Annotated in this window: 15 protein-coding genes and 1 pseudogene; 5 read left to right on the forward strand and 11 right to left on the reverse strand. The window is 74.6% G+C overall.

Features of this window, described 5'->3' with window-relative positions; genetic code table 11:
- Positions 1-169: 169 nt before the first annotated feature.
- Positions 170-1,006 (forward strand): annotated as a pseudogene (locus tag ACFYXU_RS13135) (EamA family transporter); the annotation flags it as partial.
- A gap of 42 nt (positions 1,007-1,048) precedes the next feature.
- On the opposite strand, the gene ACFYXU_RS13140 reads toward ACFYXU_RS13135, so the two are convergent.
- Entirely contained in the window at positions 1,049-1,876 is an 828-nt protein-coding gene (locus ACFYXU_RS13140) for an alpha/beta fold hydrolase (protein ID WP_376516156.1), read from the reverse strand.
- A gap of 155 nt (positions 1,877-2,031) precedes the next feature.
- On the opposite strand from ACFYXU_RS13140, the gene ACFYXU_RS13145 reads away from it, so the two are divergent.
- The gene (locus ACFYXU_RS13145; RefSeq protein WP_389457689.1) at positions 2,032-2,931 is read left to right on the forward strand and encodes an RNA polymerase sigma-70 factor; all 900 of its coding nucleotides are present in this window, start codon (positions 2,032-2,034) and stop codon (positions 2,929-2,931) included.
- A 259-nt stretch (positions 2,932-3,190) separates the two neighbouring features.
- A complete protein-coding gene (locus ACFYXU_RS13150; RefSeq protein ID WP_376516152.1) occupies positions 3,191-3,931 on the forward strand; it encodes a GntR family transcriptional regulator in 741 nt (246 codons plus the stop codon).
- An 81-nt stretch (positions 3,932-4,012) separates the two neighbouring features.
- Here ACFYXU_RS13150 and ACFYXU_RS13155 read toward each other — a convergent pair whose 3' ends face one another.
- Positions 4,013-5,167, reverse strand: coding sequence for an ROK family transcriptional regulator (locus ACFYXU_RS13155; RefSeq protein ID WP_329852302.1), 1,155 nt, complete (start codon positions 5,165-5,167; stop codon positions 4,013-4,015).
- Between the two features lie 151 nt (positions 5,168-5,318).
- Between ACFYXU_RS13155 and ACFYXU_RS13160 the strand changes: the two genes are divergently transcribed.
- Positions 5,319-5,756, forward strand: a complete 438-nt coding sequence (locus tag ACFYXU_RS13160; protein ID WP_329852303.1) for a hypothetical protein — start codon at positions 5,319-5,321, stop codon at positions 5,754-5,756.
- Positions 5,757-5,820: 64 nt separating this feature from the next.
- Here ACFYXU_RS13160 and mug read toward each other — a convergent pair whose 3' ends face one another.
- From mug to ACFYXU_RS13175, 3 genes are all read right to left on the reverse strand, one after another.
- Positions 5,821-6,315 carry a G/U mismatch-specific DNA glycosylase gene (mug, locus tag ACFYXU_RS13165; protein ID WP_376638908.1) on the reverse strand — a complete coding sequence of 165 codons (495 nt, stop codon included), beginning with the start codon at positions 6,313-6,315 and terminating at the stop codon, positions 5,821-5,823.
- Between the two features lie 62 nt (positions 6,316-6,377).
- Positions 6,378-7,820, reverse strand: coding sequence for an adenylosuccinate lyase (gene purB, locus ACFYXU_RS13170; protein WP_389457691.1), 1,443 nt, complete (start codon positions 7,818-7,820; stop codon positions 6,378-6,380).
- A 98-nt stretch (positions 7,821-7,918) separates the two neighbouring features.
- Positions 7,919-8,701, reverse strand: coding sequence for an SGNH/GDSL hydrolase family protein (locus tag ACFYXU_RS13175; protein ID WP_389457693.1), 783 nt, complete (start codon positions 8,699-8,701; stop codon positions 7,919-7,921).
- Positions 8,702-8,764: 63 nt separating this feature from the next.
- On the opposite strand from ACFYXU_RS13175, the gene ACFYXU_RS13180 reads away from it, so the two are divergent.
- Positions 8,765-9,859, forward strand: coding sequence for a maleylpyruvate isomerase N-terminal domain-containing protein (locus ACFYXU_RS13180; RefSeq protein WP_389457695.1), 1,095 nt, complete (start codon positions 8,765-8,767; stop codon positions 9,857-9,859).
- Positions 9,860-9,911: 52 nt separating this feature from the next.
- On the opposite strand, the gene ACFYXU_RS13185 is transcribed toward ACFYXU_RS13180, so the two are convergent.
- The 6 genes from ACFYXU_RS13185 to bioD form a co-directional block, all read right to left on the reverse strand.
- Positions 9,912-10,931 carry a hemolysin family protein gene (locus ACFYXU_RS13185; RefSeq protein ID WP_376509527.1) on the reverse strand — a complete coding sequence of 340 codons (1,020 nt, stop codon included), beginning with the start codon at positions 10,929-10,931 and terminating at the stop codon, positions 9,912-9,914.
- Positions 10,928-12,268, reverse strand: coding sequence for a hemolysin family protein (locus ACFYXU_RS13190; protein WP_389408968.1), 1,341 nt, complete (start codon positions 12,266-12,268; stop codon positions 10,928-10,930). The genes ACFYXU_RS13185 and ACFYXU_RS13190 overlap by 4 nt, the downstream gene beginning before the upstream one ends.
- Positions 12,269-12,441: 173 nt before the next feature.
- Positions 12,442-12,870, reverse strand: a complete 429-nt coding sequence (locus tag ACFYXU_RS13195; protein ID WP_329852313.1) for a GNAT family N-acetyltransferase — start codon at positions 12,868-12,870, stop codon at positions 12,442-12,444.
- Positions 12,871-12,910: 40 nt separating this feature from the next.
- Positions 12,911-13,564, reverse strand: a complete 654-nt coding sequence (locus ACFYXU_RS13200; RefSeq protein ID WP_376509531.1) for a class I SAM-dependent methyltransferase — start codon at positions 13,562-13,564, stop codon at positions 12,911-12,913.
- A gap of 11 nt (positions 13,565-13,575) precedes the next feature.
- Positions 13,576-13,920 (reverse strand): VOC family protein, encoded by a 345-nt coding sequence (locus tag ACFYXU_RS13205; protein WP_376509533.1) that lies wholly within the window; start codon positions 13,918-13,920, stop codon positions 13,576-13,578.
- 4 nt (positions 13,921-13,924) lie between these two features.
- Positions 13,925-14,656: a dethiobiotin synthase gene (gene bioD, locus ACFYXU_RS13210; RefSeq protein ID WP_389457697.1), complete on the reverse strand. Its 732-nt coding sequence runs from the start codon at positions 14,654-14,656 to the stop codon at positions 13,925-13,927.
- Positions 14,657-14,685 lie beyond the last annotated feature (29 nt).

Below are 14,685 nucleotides of genomic sequence, written 5' to 3' on the forward strand. Positions count from 1 at the left end.
CCGCACCGCAGGCACCACCGGCCCGCCCCGCCCGCACCGCAAGCCCCGCCTGCCCGGTCCGCGCCGCCCGCCCGGCCCCCACGACCCGTACCGCCCGCCGAAGTGGTCCCCGATGGCGTGCCGGAAGTGGACCTCCACGCGGACCGCCCCGCTTCCTAACGTCGGAGGCATGAACGCGAACGCCCTGCGCGGGGTCCTCCTGGTGACCCTGGCCTACGCCCTCGTCGGCGCCTCCTTCACCGCCAACAGCCTGCTCGGCTCCTACCCGTACGCGGGCGGCCAGGCGCTCCGCTACGGTGCCGCCTGCCTGCTCCTCCTGCCCCTGCTCGGCCGCGGCGGGTTCGCCCCGCTGCGGCTCCTGTCCACCCGCCAATGGATGCGGCTCGCGGCCCTCGCCGCCGTCGGCATGGTCGGCTTCAACCTCGCCGTGCTGGCAGCCGAGCGGACCGCGGAGCCCGCCGTGCCCGGCGTCCTGGTCGGCTGCGCCCCGGTCGTCGTCGCCGTCCTGGTGCCGCTGACCGAGGGCCGCAGGCCCGCCCCCGCCGTGCTGTACGGGGCGCTGCTCGTCGCCGCCGGCGCCTTCACCGTCCAGGGGTGGGGGCGCACGGACCTGGCCGGGATCGGCTGGTCGGTGGCGGCGCTCGCGGGCGAGGTGGGCTTCACCGTCCTCGCCGTGCCGGTCCTGCGGCTGCTCGGGCCGAAGCTGCTGACGGCCGTCGTGTGCGGGATCGGCGCGGCCGAGGCGGCGCTCGTCGGCCTGGTGGTGGACGGAGCCGGGCTCGTACGGATGCCGACGGCGGTGGAGGCGGGCGCCCTGGTCTGGCAGGCGGCCCTGGCCACCGTCGTCGGGTTCGTCCTCTTCTACATGGGCGTCCAGCGCGTCGGCATGGAGCGGGCCACGCTCTACACCGGGGCGATCCCGGTCGCCGCCGCCCTCAGCGCCGCCCTGGTCGGAGGGGCCGTCTTCGGCGTCCCGCAGGCGGCCGGCAGCCTCCTGGTGGGCGCGGGCGCGGCCCTGGGTACCGGTCTCTTCACCCGGCGGCGGGGGTCAGCGGGCGCCGTCCAGGATCACGCGCGCGACCAGGGCCGGATCGTCGTTCATCGGCACGTGACCGCAGCCGGGCAGCCGGACCAGGCGCGCGGCGGGCAGGGTGTGCTTGGCGCGGACGCCCTGGCGGCGCAGGAGCAGCCGGTCCCGGGTGCCCCAGGCGACGGTGACGGGGACCGTCACGTCGTCGCGGAAGAGGGCGGTCCGGCCCGCGGCAAGGGTCTGGTGGAAGCCGGTGGCCTCCCGCAGCGCGAGCGTCTCGGCGACGACGGCCTCGGGTGACCGGCGGGCGGGCCGCGCGTAGATGGTGCTGGTGAGGGCGGTGCGCCCGGCGGCCGTGCGCGAGAGGCGCTCGATCAGGGGCACGGGCAGCGACAGGGCGGCGCCGCGCATGGCCCGCAGCGTCCCGAAGGCGTACCGCCGCTCGCCCTCGGACCAGAAGCCGGCGGGGGACAGGGCGGTGACCGAGCGCACCAGCCGCTCCCGGCCGAGCTCCAGGGCGAGCAGTCCGCCCAGCGAGTTCCCCGCGACGTGCGGCCGGTCGAGGCCGACGGCCCGGCAGAAGGCGCCCAGCACGGGGGCGACCGTGGACAGGTCGTACGGGAGGCCCTCCGGCAGCCCGTCGGAGGTCCCGAAGCCGGGCAGGTCGACGGCGATCACGTCGCGTTCGGCCGCGAGGACGTCGAGGACGGGTTCCCAGGCCTGCCAGTGGTGGCCGATGCCGTGGAGCAGCAGCAGGGGCTCGCCGGAGCCCCTGCGCTCGTACGTCAGGGACGTGGTGCGGGGACCCGCGGGGGTCTCGATCGTGAACGCGGTCCGTGCGGGCATGCGGACTCCTCGGTTCCTCGTGGGGCGCGGTGTGAGCATCGATGCCGAAGCTGCTTTTAGACGTCTCGTCAGCAAGAATTACCGTTCGGTAGCCGCGAGTTCAAGACGGGAGCCGGAAACTGGACAGGGCCGGTGGGGTGGGCTGGGATGGGCGCGTGCCCACCGACACCGACACCCTCACCGAACTCTTCGAGGCCCACCGGCCGATGCTCCTCGGCGTCGCCTACCGGATGCTCGGCGGCACCGCCGACGCCGAGGACGTCGTCCAGGAGGCCTGGCTGCGCTGGACCGCCGCGGACCGGGCCGCCGTCGTGGAGCCCCGTGCCTTCCTCGTACGCGTCACCACCCGGCTCGCCATCGACCGCCTCCGCCAGGCGCAGGCGCGCCGCGAGTCCTACGTCGGCCCCTGGCTCCCCGAACCGCTCGTCACCGACTTCGGCCCCGCCGCCCCCGACACCGCCGAGCGCGCGCTGCTCGCGGACTCGGTCTCGCTCGCCGTCCTCGTGGTGCTCGAATCGCTCTCCCCGCTGGAGCGGGCCGTCTTCGTGCTGCGCGAGGCCTTCGGCTTCCCCTTCGCCGAGATCGCCACCGCCCTCGACCGCTCCGAGGCGGCCGTGCGCCAGCTCGCCGGACGCGCCCGGCGCCACGTCGACGAGGGCAGGCCGCGCTACGACGTGGACCCGGCCGAGCGCCGCGACCTCACCGAGCGCTTCCTCGCCGCCGCCGCGGGCGGCGACCTCGGGGAGCTCCTGGCGCTGCTCGCGCCGGACGTGCGGCTCGTCGGCGACAGCGGCGGCAAGTCCAAGGCCCCGCTGCGGATCATCGAGAGCGCCGACAAGGTCGGCCGCTTCCTCGCCGCCGTCACCCAGGGCGGGGAGGACCTGTACGAGGTGCGGTTCCTGGAGCTCAACGGCGCCCCGGCCGCGCTCGTCCTCGTCGGCGGGAAGCCCGACTCCGTCTTCCAGATCGAGATCCGCGACGGTCTCGTCCAGCGCCTGTACATCGTGCGCAACCCCGACAAGCTCCAAGGCCTCGAAGACGCCGCCCACGACTGACCGCGATCACGCCATCCGGCGCGATCTCGCCCCGCCTCCCCTCCCCGGACGCGGGGCGTTTTGCTGCGCCGGGCTCACGGGGGCGCGAACGTCCTGTGAACGATCTAGGTCAGAGGGTCACATTCAGGGGCGTTCGACGGAGGATTGGTCTTGACCAAGGGGGTGGCTCGCCTTATGGTCGCAGAGTTAGTGCAGGAACCTTTAATAAACAAGGGCGCGGAAAAACGCCGCGGGACACGGCGAATTGCGGAGGATCAGGGTGGGGACCACGCAGCTGGCATCGGTACCGGAGCCGAAGTACCAGCACCTCAAGACAGTCATCGGTGAAGCGCTCGACTCGGACTTCGCCGTCGGCGAGATCCTGCCCAACGAGCGCGAGCTCGCGGCACGCTTCGGCGTGGCCCGCGCCACGCTCCGCCAGGCCTTGGAGCAGCTCGAGCTGGAAGGCCGCCTGCAACGACGCCGCGGCGTCGGCACCACGGTCGCCCCGCCGCGCGTCGGCGTCGACGTCTCCACCACGCAGCACGCCTGGCCCGGTGTCGGCGACGACGCCTGGCAGCCGCAGGACTCGGCGGCCGACGTCGCCCCGGCGGCCGTCGCGCGCGTCCTGGAGAGCGCCGCCGACGAGCAGGTCCACGTCGTCCGCCGGCTCCGCATCAGCCAGGGCCAGCCGGTCGCCGCGGAGCTGCTCTACGTGCCCGCCGGCTCCGTCCCGGGCCTCAGCGCCATCGACGCCCCCGCCGGTCCCGCCCGCGCCCGTGCGGTGCTCCGGGAGCTCCAGCACCTGGCCCTCGACGGCCAGGACCGCTCCGTCGAGCTCGGCTCCGCCCGCGCCGACGACGCCAAGGAGCTCGACCGGCTGCCGGGCGCGCCCGTGCTCGTCGTGACGACCCGCTACCTCTCCGGCGGCCGTACCGCCGCCGTCTCCGTGGCCACCTACCGCGCCGACACCTGCCGCCTCACCTTCGGCGACTCGGTCGACCTGGTGATGGCCTCCTAGACTCGTCCACGACGTCGGCCCGCCGCCCGGAAGCACTCCCGGGCGGCGGGCCGACGTCATACGGTCGAACCCGGCGAGCCCCTACCGTCGGGCCACCGTGCCGTCGACGGCGAAGAGCTGCTCCTCGACGTGGTCCAGGGCGAGCCGCAGCGCGCCCGTGCCCACGGCGGCCTCGCCGAGCAGGGACAGCACCACCCGGGGCGGGCGCAGACAGAACCGCGCCAGCTCCTCGCGCAGCGGCTGGAGCACCCCGTCCAACCCCGCCGCCCAGCCGCCCACGACCACCAACTCCGGGTCGATCGCGAGCACCAGGGCCGCCACGTCGTGCACGAGCCGCTGGATGAACCGCTCCACCGCGGCCTGCGCCCGCGTGTCCCCCTCGCGGGCCAGCGCGAAGACCTTCGCCACCGCCTGCTCGTCGAGCGGGTGCAGCGGCTCGTCCGTCGTGGACAGCAGGTGCTCCGGGGTGACGTCCCGGCCGAGCAGGTGCAGGGCGCCGATCTCCCCGGCCGCGCCGCCGAATCCCCGGTGCAGCCGCCCGCCGATCAGCGATCCGGCGCCGGGGCTCAGCCCGGCCAGGACGAAGACGATGTCGTCGGAGTCGGTCGCGGCACCCTTCCAGTGCTCGGCGACGGCCGCCGCGTTGGCGTCGTTCTCCACGATCACCGGGCAGCGGAAGGAGCGCCTCAGCCGCTCGCCGAGCGCCAGGCCCGTCCAGCCGGGCAGCGCCGTGCCGAGGCGCACCGTGCCGTCGGCCTCCACGATGCCGGGCGTGCCGACACCGACGGCCCGCAGGTTCGAGCGGGCGACGCCGGCCCTGCGCAGCACGTCGGCCACGACCGTACGGACCCGGTCCAGGCGCTCGTCCTCGGGCGCCGCCTCCGACACCTCGCGGGACCCGGCGCCGATGATGCGCCCGTCCAGACCGGAGAGCAGGGCGGCGACCCGGTGCGGGCCGATCTCGATGCCGAGCAGATGACCGGCCTCCGCCCGGAAGCGGAACCTCCGGGCCGGGCGTCCCTGCCGACGGGCCTCGCCCTCCTCGGGCGCCGACTCGACGACGAGTCCGCCCTCCATGAGGCCCTCGACGACGCCTTCGACCGTGGGCCGCGACAGGCCGGTGATCCGGGTCAGATCCGTGAGCGTGGGCGCGTCGGCGCCCCGCAGCGCATGGAGTACCACCGCGGAGTTGATCCGCCGCAGCAGAGACGGATCCCCGCCGGTCAGCCGCCCCACAGTGTTTCCTCCCAGCTCGTGCGCCTCTCCGGCGGATGGTACTCAATGCACCCGGTCGCGGCGAGTGCCGCCCCCGGGGCGGAACGTGAGCGCCCGCGGCCCGATTCCTGACGGAACGCCAACTGTCGGTGGGGGCCGCTTTACTGGACCCATGACCACGGCACAGCACCTGGCGACGATCGACTTACTCCGCGCCCGCGCCTTCCCGGCGCGACCGGAGCGGGCGGGGTCCGTCGACAGCGGGCCCGGCTTCCACCTCGGGGAGCTCGCGACGAGCGAGGACTTCTGGGAGGACGACGGCAGCCGCCGGGCGCTCGTCGAGGAGCAGTACGAGGCGGAGCGGGACGGGCTCGCCGCCCTGCTCACCGCCCGCTGGGGGCCGCCCGAGGAGCTGAGTCTGTGGCCGGTCCTGGAGCGGAGCATGGACGGCGAGGAGATGGCGGAGCCGTGGCCCACGCTCAGCTGCCACACCCCGGAGCTGCGGCTGTGGCGGGCCGACGGCCGCTGGACGGGCCTCGGCGTCTCCCAGTGGGACAAGGAACTGCCGTTCCAGCTCCTCGTGGTCGTCACCGAGGTCGACCCGCCCTGAACGGGCCCGGAGGACGCCCCGTCCGGGAAGCCCGGGAAGAAGCCTCCGCCGCTTCCCAGGAAGCCTAGGAAGCAGCCTCCGCCGCTTCCCGCAGCCGGGCGTACTCCTCCGCCATCGTCGCCGCCGTCCAGTGCGCGTTGAGACCGCTCGGGTTGGGCAGCGCCCAGATCCGGGTCGATCCGATCGTCCGGTCCTGCGGCCCGATCGCCGCCTTCGGCTCGCCGAAGGCCGTGCGGTACGCGGTGACGCCGACCACGGCGAGCCAGCGCGGCGCGAGCCGTTCCACCTTCGCCACGAGCAGCCGTCCGCCCTCGCGGTACTCCTCGCGGCTCAGCTCGTCGGCCCGCGCCGTGGCCCGCGCCACCACGTTCGTGATCCCGAGACCGTACGTCAGGAGCTCCTCCTGCTCGTCCGGCCGCAGCAGCCTCGGAGTGAACCCGGACCGGTGCAGCACCGGCCAGAAGCGGTTGCCCGGCCGGGCGAAGTGGTGGCCCGTCGCCGCCGTCGTCAGACCCGGGTTGATCCCGCAGAAGAGGACGGAGAGGCCGCCCGCGACCACGTCGGGAACGACGCGGTCGCGGGCGGCCTCCAGCTCCTCCTGGGTGAACCGGGGAGTCCGGGTCAGAGGATCGCCCCGGGGGTGTAGACGGCGGCCTCCGGGTGCTGCTTGAGGATCTCCTCGACGCGGGAGACCACGGACGCGACCTGGTCGGCGGCGGCGCCCGTGAAGGACAGCTTGTCGGCCATCAGCTCGTCGAGCTGCGCCCGGTCCAGCGGGATCCGGTCGTCGGCGGCCAGCTTGTCGAGGAGCTCGTTCCGCACGGTGCCCTGCTCGCGCATGGCGAGCGCGGAGGCGACCGCGTTCTCCTTGATGGCCTCGTGGGCGACCTCGCGGCCGACGCCGGCGCGCACGGCGCCCATGAGGACCTTCGTGGTCGCCAGGAAGGGCAGGTAGCGGTCGAGCTCGCGCGCGACGACGGCCGGGAACGCGCCGAACTCGTCCAGCACGGTCAGGAAGGTCTCCAGGAGGCCGTCCAGCGCGAAGAAGGCGTCCGGCAGCGCGACGCGGCGGACCACGGAGCAGGACACGTCGCCCTCGTTCCACTGGTCGCCCGCCAGCTCGCCGGTCATCGAGGCGTAGCCGCGCAGGATGACCATGAGGCCGTTGACGCGCTCGCAGGAGCGGGTGTTCATCTTGTGCGGCATCGCCGAGGAGCCGACCTGGCCGGGCTTGAAGCCCTCGGTCACCAGCTCGTGGCCCGCCATCAGCCGGATCGTCTTGGCGATCGAGGACGGCGCGGCGGCCAGCTGCACCAGCGAGGTGACCACGTCGTAGTCGAGCGAGCGCGGGTAGACCTGGCCGACCGAGGTGAAGGCGTGCGCGAAGCCGAGGTGACCGGCGATCCGCTGCTCCAGGTCGGCGAGCTTGCCCGCGTCGCCGCCGAGCAGGTCCAGCATGTCCTGGGCGGTGCCGACGGGGCCCTTGATGCCGCGCAGCGGGTAACGGCCGAGCAGCTCCTCCAGGCGGGCGTACGCCACGAGCAGCTCGTCCGCCGCCGTCGCGAAGCGCTTGCCGAGGGTGGTCGCCTGGGCGGCGACGTTGTGCGAGCGGCCGGCCATGACCAGCTCCGCGTACTCCCCGGAGAGCTTGCCGAGGCGGGCGAGGACGGCGACCGTACGGTCCCGCATCAGCTCCAGGGAGAGCCGGATCTGCAGCTGCTCGACGTTCTCGGTGAGGTCGCGCGAGGTCATGCCCTTGTGGACGTGCTCGTGGCCGGCGAGGGCGTTGAACTCCTCGATGCGGGCCTTCACGTCGTGCCGGGTGACCTTCTCGCGCTGGGCGATGGAGCCGAGGTCGACCTGGTCGAGCACGCGCTCGTAGTCGGCGAGGGCGGCGTCCGGAACCTCGATCCCGAGGTCCTTCTGCGCACGGAGCACGGCGAGCCACAACTGACGCTCCAGCTTCACCTTCTGCTCGGGGGACCAGAGGACGGCGAGCTCCGCGGAGGCGTAGCGGCCGGCCAGAACGTTGGGGATGCGGGGCTTCGCAGTCACAGCAGTCACGTGCACAGAGTTTACTGGTGGTTTCTGCAGGCCAGCGCCACGGCCCCGTGTGGAGCTTGCTACGAGACGCAGGTCACGCGCGCGCCGGGGGCGCCCCGCTACGGGCCGGCGGGGCGCTCGTACGGCAGCAGCTCCGGGCGCTTGGGCACGCGGCCGTCCCCCGAGGAGCGGCCGGTCAGACGCCGTCCGATCCAGGGTCCCAGATGCTCCCGCGCGAAGCGGGCGTCCGCGATCCGGCGGTCCGCCCAGCCCGCCCGCGCACCCGGGGGCAGCGGCGTGCGCCAGTCCTCCTCGGGCGCCAGGCCCAGCGCCTGCCACACGGCCTCGGCGACCCGCCGGTGCCCGTCGGCCGTCAGATGGAGCCGGTCCACGTCCCACAGCCGGGGGTCGCCGAGCGACGGCGCCCCGTACAGGTCGACGACCAGGGCGCCGTGCTCGGCGGCCAGCGCGTCGATGTGCGCGAAGAGCTCCTCCATGCGCGGCCGGAAGCGCTGCATGACGGGCCCCTCGCGGCCGGGGCTGCGCATCAGGACCAGCTGTCCGCAGGAGGGTGTGAGGCGTTCCACTGCCTCGGTGAGCAGGTCCCGGACGCGGACCATGTCGACCTTGGGGCGCAGGGTGTCGTTGAGCCCGCCGACCAGGGTCACCACATCGGCCTTCATGCCTGCGGCCAGGCCGACTTGCTCCTCGACGATCTGGCCGATGAGCTTGCCGCGGACGGCGAGATTGGCGTAGCGGAAGCCGGGCGAGCGGGCGGCGAGCCGGCCCGCGAGGATGTCGGCCCAGCCCCGGTAGGAACCGTCGGCGTTCAGGTCCGACATACCCTCGGTGAAGCTGTCCCCGACGGCGACGAGACTGTTGTACGTGGCATTGATCTCCATGACGGAGCGATCATACCGTGCGGTATGCACGGACGCCGTGGAGAACCCGGGAGGGGAAACCCGATGAGCGACGCGCTCCTGAGCACGCTGGCCGAGGCACTGGCCGAGCTGGTGACGGCGGTCGAGACCTCCGACGACGAGGACCTCGATCCGGACACGGCCGCGACGTGGCTGGCGAGCACCGGGCGCACCCTGTCCCGACTCGGGGCCGCCGACCGCCGCACCCTCGACGACCTCCTCCGCGAGGCCGCGCGGCGGCAGGCACCCGCGCCCCGGCGGGCCGCGCCGACCCGCGTCCCCGCGCACCCCGGCGGCCCCGGCGGCTCCCGAGGAGCCGCACCGGCCGCGCTCACCGCCCTGTCGTCCGTGCTGCCCGGCGCCCCTTCCGCCGCCGACGCCCACGCGGCCACCTGCGCGGCCGTCGCCACCCATGTACGGCGCTTCGCCGCGCTCGTGCGCGACGCCGAGCCGACGACACCGCTGCCCACCTGTCCCGGCTGGACGCTCGCGGACCTGACCCGGCACCTCGGCGCGGTCCACCGCTGGACCGAGCACCTGGTGCGCGGCCGGGCCACCGTCCGCGTCCCGGCGGAGGACGTCCCGCTCGACCTGCCCGCGGACCCCGCCGGGTACGCCGACTGGCTGACCGCCGGAGCCGACCGCGTGCTCGCGGTCCTGGGCGCCGCCGACCCGGACACCCCGGTCTGGTCGCCGGGGGCCGACCCGCACGTCCGCCACCACGCCCGGCGGCTGCTCGCCGAGGCGGTCGTCCACCTCGCCGACGCCGGGCTCGCCCTCCGGGGCGACGCGCCGCCGATCGACCCCCGCACCGCCGCCGACGCGATCGACCACTTCCTCACCGACGCCCCGTACGTCCCCTGGATCGCCGAGCCGCTCGCCCACCTGGGCCGCGACGGCGCCGTCCTGCGCCTCACCGCCCGCGACACCGGAACCGTCTGGACCCTCGCCCTCGGCGGCGGCGGCTTCGGGTGGACCCGGGGGAGCGGGGGCCCCGAGCCCACCGCCGGTGTCGTCGCGGCGGACTCCGGCGCGCTGCTGCTCCTGCTGCACCGCCGGTACGCGGCCGACGACCCGCGCTTCACGCACACCGGCGACCGGGGTCCGCTCGACGACTGGCTCGCGGCCACCGCGCTCTGAGACGCCGGAAGGGCCCCGGGACGCGTGTCCCGGGGCCCTTCCGTTCAGAGCGTCACGGCGCCGCCGGACGCCCCACCAGCTCGCGCAGCACGTCCTCCATCGCCACCAGGCCGGCCGGCTTGCCGTCCTCGTCGAGCACGGCCGCCAGATGGGTCCGGCTGCGGCGCATCGCGGTGAGGACGTCGTCCAGCGGCGTCGCCGCCCGCACCCGGGCGATCGGCCGCAGCGCCGACACCGGGAACGGCAGGTCGCGCGGGGTGATGTCCAGGGCGTCCTTGACGTGCAGGTAGCCCAGGATGCGCCGCTCGGAGTCGAGCACCGGGAAGCGGGAGAACCCGGTCCGCGCCGCCAGCGACTCCAGCTCCTCGGGAGTGGTGCCGACCTGGGCGTACACCACCTTCTCCGCCGGCATCACGACGTCCCGCACGGGCCGGCGGCCCAGCTCCAGGGCGTCGTGCAGACGCTCGGTGGCCCGGTCGTCCAGGAGCCCCGCGTCGCTCGCGTCGGTGACCATGCGGGCCAGCTCGTCGTCCGAGAAGGTCGCCGAGACCTCGTCCTTGACGTCCACCCGCAACAGCGCGAGCAGCGCGTTGGCGAAGGCGTTGATCGCGAAGATCACCGGTCGCAGCGCCCGCGCGAGCGTCACCAGCGGCGGCCCCAGCAGCAGCGCGGAGCGCGTCGGCTCGGCCAGCGCGATGTTCTTCGGCACCATCTCGCCGAGCAGCATGTGCAGGTACGTGGCGACCGACAGCGCGATCACGAACGAGATCGGGTGCACCAGACCGTGCGGGACGCCGACCGCGTCGAAGACCGGTTCGAGCAGGTGCGCGATGGCCGGCTCGGCGACGATGCCGAGGACCAGGGTGCAGAGCGTGATGCCCAGCTGCGCCGCAGCGAGCATCGCGGAGACGTGCTCCAGACCCCAGATGACGCTGCGCGCCCGCCGGTTCCCGGACTCGGCCAGGGGCTCGATCTGACTGCGGCGGACCGAGATCAGGGCGAACTCGGCGCCGACGAAGAAGGCGTTGACGACCAGCGTGAGCAGACCGATCAACAGCTGGATCGCGATCATCGGCCGGCCTCCCCGGACTCGTCCCCGGTGTTCCCGGCGGGGGCGTGCAGCAGCACGCGCGCGGCGCGGCGGCCCTGGGCGTCGACGACGTCGAGCCGCCAGCCGGCGAGCTCCACGCTGTCCCCGACGGCGGGGATCCGGCCCAGCTCGCGGGCGACGACACCCGCGAGGGTCTCGTACGGACCGTCCGGCGCCCGCAGACCGATCGTGGCCAGCTGGTCCGTACGGGCGGCGCCGTCGGCGGACCACAGCTCGCGCCCGTCGGCGTCCTCGCCCGCCCGCGCCAGGTCCGGCGTCTCGTGCGGGTCGTGCTCGTCGCGGACCTCGCCGACGACCTCCTCGACGATGTCCTCCAGGGTGACGACCCCGGCGGTCCCGCCGTACTCGTCGATGACGACGGCCATCGTCTGCCTGCCCGACAGCCGGTCGAGCAGCCGGTCCACGGTCAGCGTCTCGGGGACGAGCAGCGGCTCGCGGAGCATCTCCCCGATCCGGCGGCGGGGCCGCTCCTCGGCCGGTATCGAGAGGACGTCCTTGATGTGGGCGATGCCGACGACGGCGTCGAGACTGCCCCGGTAGACGGGGAAGCGGGAGAGGCCGGTCGCTCGGGTCGCGTTGGCGACGTCCTCGGCGGTGGCCTGCACCTCCAGGGCGGTGACCTGCACGCGGGGCGTCATCACGTTCTCCGCGGTGAGCTCGGCGAGGTTGAGCGTGCGGACGAAGAGCTCGGCCGTGTCCGCCTCCAGCGCGCCCTCCTTCGCGGAGTGCCGGGCGAGCGCCACCAGCTCCTGCGGGGAGCGCGCGGAGGCGAGCTCCTCGGTCGGCTCCATGCCGAGACGGCGCAGGATCCGGTTCGCGGTGTTGTTGAGGTGGCTGATCAGCGGCTTGAACGCGGCGGTGAACACGCGCTGCGGCGTGGCCACCACCTTCGCCACGGCGAGCGGTGAGGAGATCGCCCAGTTCTTGGGGACCAGCTCGCCGACGACCATCAGGACGACGGTCGACAGGGCGGTGCCCAGGACGAGGGCGACCGAGGACGCCACCGAGGGCGAGAGGCCGAGCGCCTCCACGGGCCCGCGGAGCAGCGCGGCGATCGAGGGCTCGGACAGCATGCCGACGACCAGGTTGGTCACGGTGATGCCGAGCTGCGCGCCGGAGAGCTGGAAGGTGAGGGAGCGCACGGCCTTGAGGGCGCTCGCGGCCCCCCGCTCGCCGCGCTCCACGGCGCCTTCGAGCTCGCCGCGCTCGACCGTGGTCAGGGAGAACTCGGCCGCGACGAACGCACCGCACGCGAGAGCGAGCAGGAGCGCCACCACGAGCAGAAGCACTTCGGTCATCGGTTCACCTCCGTCCCATGATCAGTCAGAGGGAGGGGGATCGCTCGATGTCGAGGGTGGGAACCAGTGCTACTGGGAGGCTCGCCCATGGGCGGACGCTCACACCTTTCGGTCGTCGGGAGGGGACACCATGGTAAAGGATCGGCAAAGCGGCGTGGTGGCGGGCCGCCCGCTCACGCGGGGAACGGCTTCACCCACCGGCGCCACTGCTCCTGCCGCTCGTACCCCGCGGCCCCCCAGGCCATGTGTGCCGTCTCGTTCGCCACGAGGACCATCGCGTCCGCCCGCCGCCCGCCGAGCGCGGCGAAACGGTCCTCCGCCGCGCGCAGCAGCGCCGTCGAGATGCCCTGCCGACGGTGCGAGGGCAGCACGGCCAGCCGGTACAGCGAGGCCCGCCAGCCGTCCCAGCCGGCGATCACGGACCCCACGATCCGGCCGTCGGGCAGCGTGGCCAGGATCAGCGCCTCGGGATCGCGCTCCAGCAGACGGGTCACCCCGCGCACGTCGTCCGTGATGGACGTCCCCTCGGCGGACTCCCGCCAGAACTCCAGGACGGCCTCGGCCTCGTCGGTCAGGGCGGCGCGAATCTTCACATCGATCATGGCGCGATCCCATCACGCGGTACGGCGCCGCTGCCAGGGATTACCGTACGGCCCTGCCCAGGACACAGGGCGAGGACGGCAGCCGGGGACCCTGCTCCGGCACGTCGAAGGAGCGGTGCGCGACGAGGTCGAAGCCGGCCGCCCCGATCGCCGCGAGCGGCGCGCGGGAGGTGTGGCAACCGCCGAAGAGCAGCGGCCAGACCGTCCGGTCCAGGCCCCGCTGCACCCGCGCCAGGCCGGGCGTCTCCGCCGCCCCGTGCTCGAAGAACCGCAGCTCGCCGCCGGGGCGCAGGACCCGCCGCAGCTCGGCGAGGGCCGCCGGCACGTCCCGTACGGTGCACAGCACCAGGGAGGCCACCGCCGCGTCGAAGGCGCCGTCAGGACCGGGCAGCGCCTCGGCCGTGCCCGGCACCACGGTCACCGGCACCGGGGCCCGGCGCGCGGCCTCCTCGGCGAGGGCGCGCAGACGGGCCTCCGGCTCCACGGCGAGGACCTCGGTGACCCCGGCCGGGTAGTACGAGAAGTTCAGGCCGTTCCCGGCGCCGATCTCCACGACCCGGCCGGAGAGCCCGGAGAGCAGCTCGGCCCGCAGGGCGGCGAGCCCGCCCCGCGCGTCGGCGGAGACGCTGAACCGGGCGTAGAAGCGGGCGAACCACGGGTGGTGGACCGCGGGCCGGGGGGCGTGTCGTGTCACCGTCGGCCGCCTCAGCCCGTCACGAAGCAGAACTCGTTGCCCTCCGGGTCCCGCATGACCTGGAAGGAGCCGTGCTCGTCGGCGACGAGCCCGCCGACCGCGACCGCCCCGAGCGGCAGCGCCTCCTCGGCGGCCCGTACCGGGTCCGGCACCTCCAGATCGAGGTGGAGCCGGTTCTTCGCGGCCTTGCCCTCCGGCACCCGCTGGAAGGCGATCCGTACGAAGTCCGGGGGTTCCACGTACGACCAGTCGCCGCTCCGGTCGACGGGCTCGCCGCCCAGGAGCCCGGCCCAGAAGCGGACGAGCGCCGCCGGGGCCGCGCAGTCGAAGACGATCTCCTGAACGTGTGCGCGCATGCCCTCAGCCTACGAAGACCGGAGCCGCCTGCGCCTCCGCGAACGCCGCCGCGTCCCAGGTGCCGCCGAGCGCCGGTGCCAGCCAGCCGCCCGCCGCCGCCCGGAACTCCGCCGGGTCCAGCGCCCCGGACCCCTGCGGTACGGCCCCGAGCAGCGGAGCGTCCGCCGCCTCCGGCAGGTCCCCGAGGTTGCAGCGCGCCGCGAGGTCCGGGGCGTCCGGCCAGCTGCCGACGACCACGCCGAGCTGCGCGATCCCGCGCGCCCGCAGCGCCTCGGCCGTCAGGCTCACCCCGTTCAGGGTCCCCAGCCCGGCCGGGGCCACCACCAGGACCGGGGCCCCGAGCAGCGCGGCGGCGTCGGCGAGCGTGCCGCCCTCCTCGTCGAAGCGGACGAGCAGCCCGCCCGCCCCCTCCACGAGGACCAGGTCGTGGCCCTCGGCCAGCTTCCGGGCGGCCTCGGCGACCTCCCGGGGACCGACCGGCGCGAGCCCCGCCCGGCGGGCGGCGGTCCCGGGGGCCAGCGGCTCGGGGAAGCGGCCCAGTTCGGCGGAGGCCGCGGCGCCCGAGAGCCGCACGACCTCGTCCGCGTCGCCCCGCTCGTCCGGCCCGACGCCGGTCTGGGCGGGCTTCAGGACGGCGACGGACTTCCCGGCGGCCGTGGCGACGGCGGCGACGGCCGCGGTGACGACGGTCTTGCCGATCTCGGTGCCGGTGCCGCTGACGACGATGACGCTCATGAAGGTTCCTCTCTCACGGAAGGTACGGG

The organism is Streptomyces sp. NPDC002232 (assembly GCF_042890295.1).
Taxonomy (GTDB): domain Bacteria; phylum Actinomycetota; class Actinomycetes; order Streptomycetales; family Streptomycetaceae; genus Streptomyces.

Coding starts and splice junctions, on each gene's coding strand:
- ACFYXU_RS13140 (WP_376516156.1), bottom strand. CDS start 1,876: ATGCCCGCACGGACCGCGTTCACGATCGAGACCCCCGCGGGTCCCCGC.
- ACFYXU_RS13160 (WP_329852303.1), top strand. CDS start 5,319: ATGACCACGGCACAGCACCTGGCGACGATCGACTTACTCCGCGCCCGC.
- ACFYXU_RS13175 (WP_389457693.1), bottom strand. CDS start 8,701: ATGGAGATCAATGCCACGTACAACAGTCTCGTCGCCGTCGGGGACAGC.
- ACFYXU_RS13180 (WP_389457695.1), top strand. CDS start 8,765: ATGAGCGACGCGCTCCTGAGCACGCTGGCCGAGGCACTGGCCGAGCTG.
- ACFYXU_RS13185 (WP_376509527.1), bottom strand. CDS start 10,931: ATGATCGCGATCCAGCTGTTGATCGGTCTGCTCACGCTGGTCGTCAAC.
- ACFYXU_RS13190 (WP_389408968.1), bottom strand. CDS start 12,268: ATGACCGAAGTGCTTCTGCTCGTGGTGGCGCTCCTGCTCGCTCTCGCG.
- ACFYXU_RS13195 (WP_329852313.1), bottom strand. CDS start 12,870: ATGATCGATGTGAAGATTCGCGCCGCCCTGACCGACGAGGCCGAGGCC.
- ACFYXU_RS13205 (WP_376509533.1), bottom strand. CDS start 13,920: ATGCGCGCACACGTTCAGGAGATCGTCTTCGACTGCGCGGCCCCGGCG.
- bioD (WP_389457697.1), bottom strand. CDS start 14,656: ATGAGCGTCATCGTCGTCAGCGGCACCGGCACCGAGATCGGCAAGACC.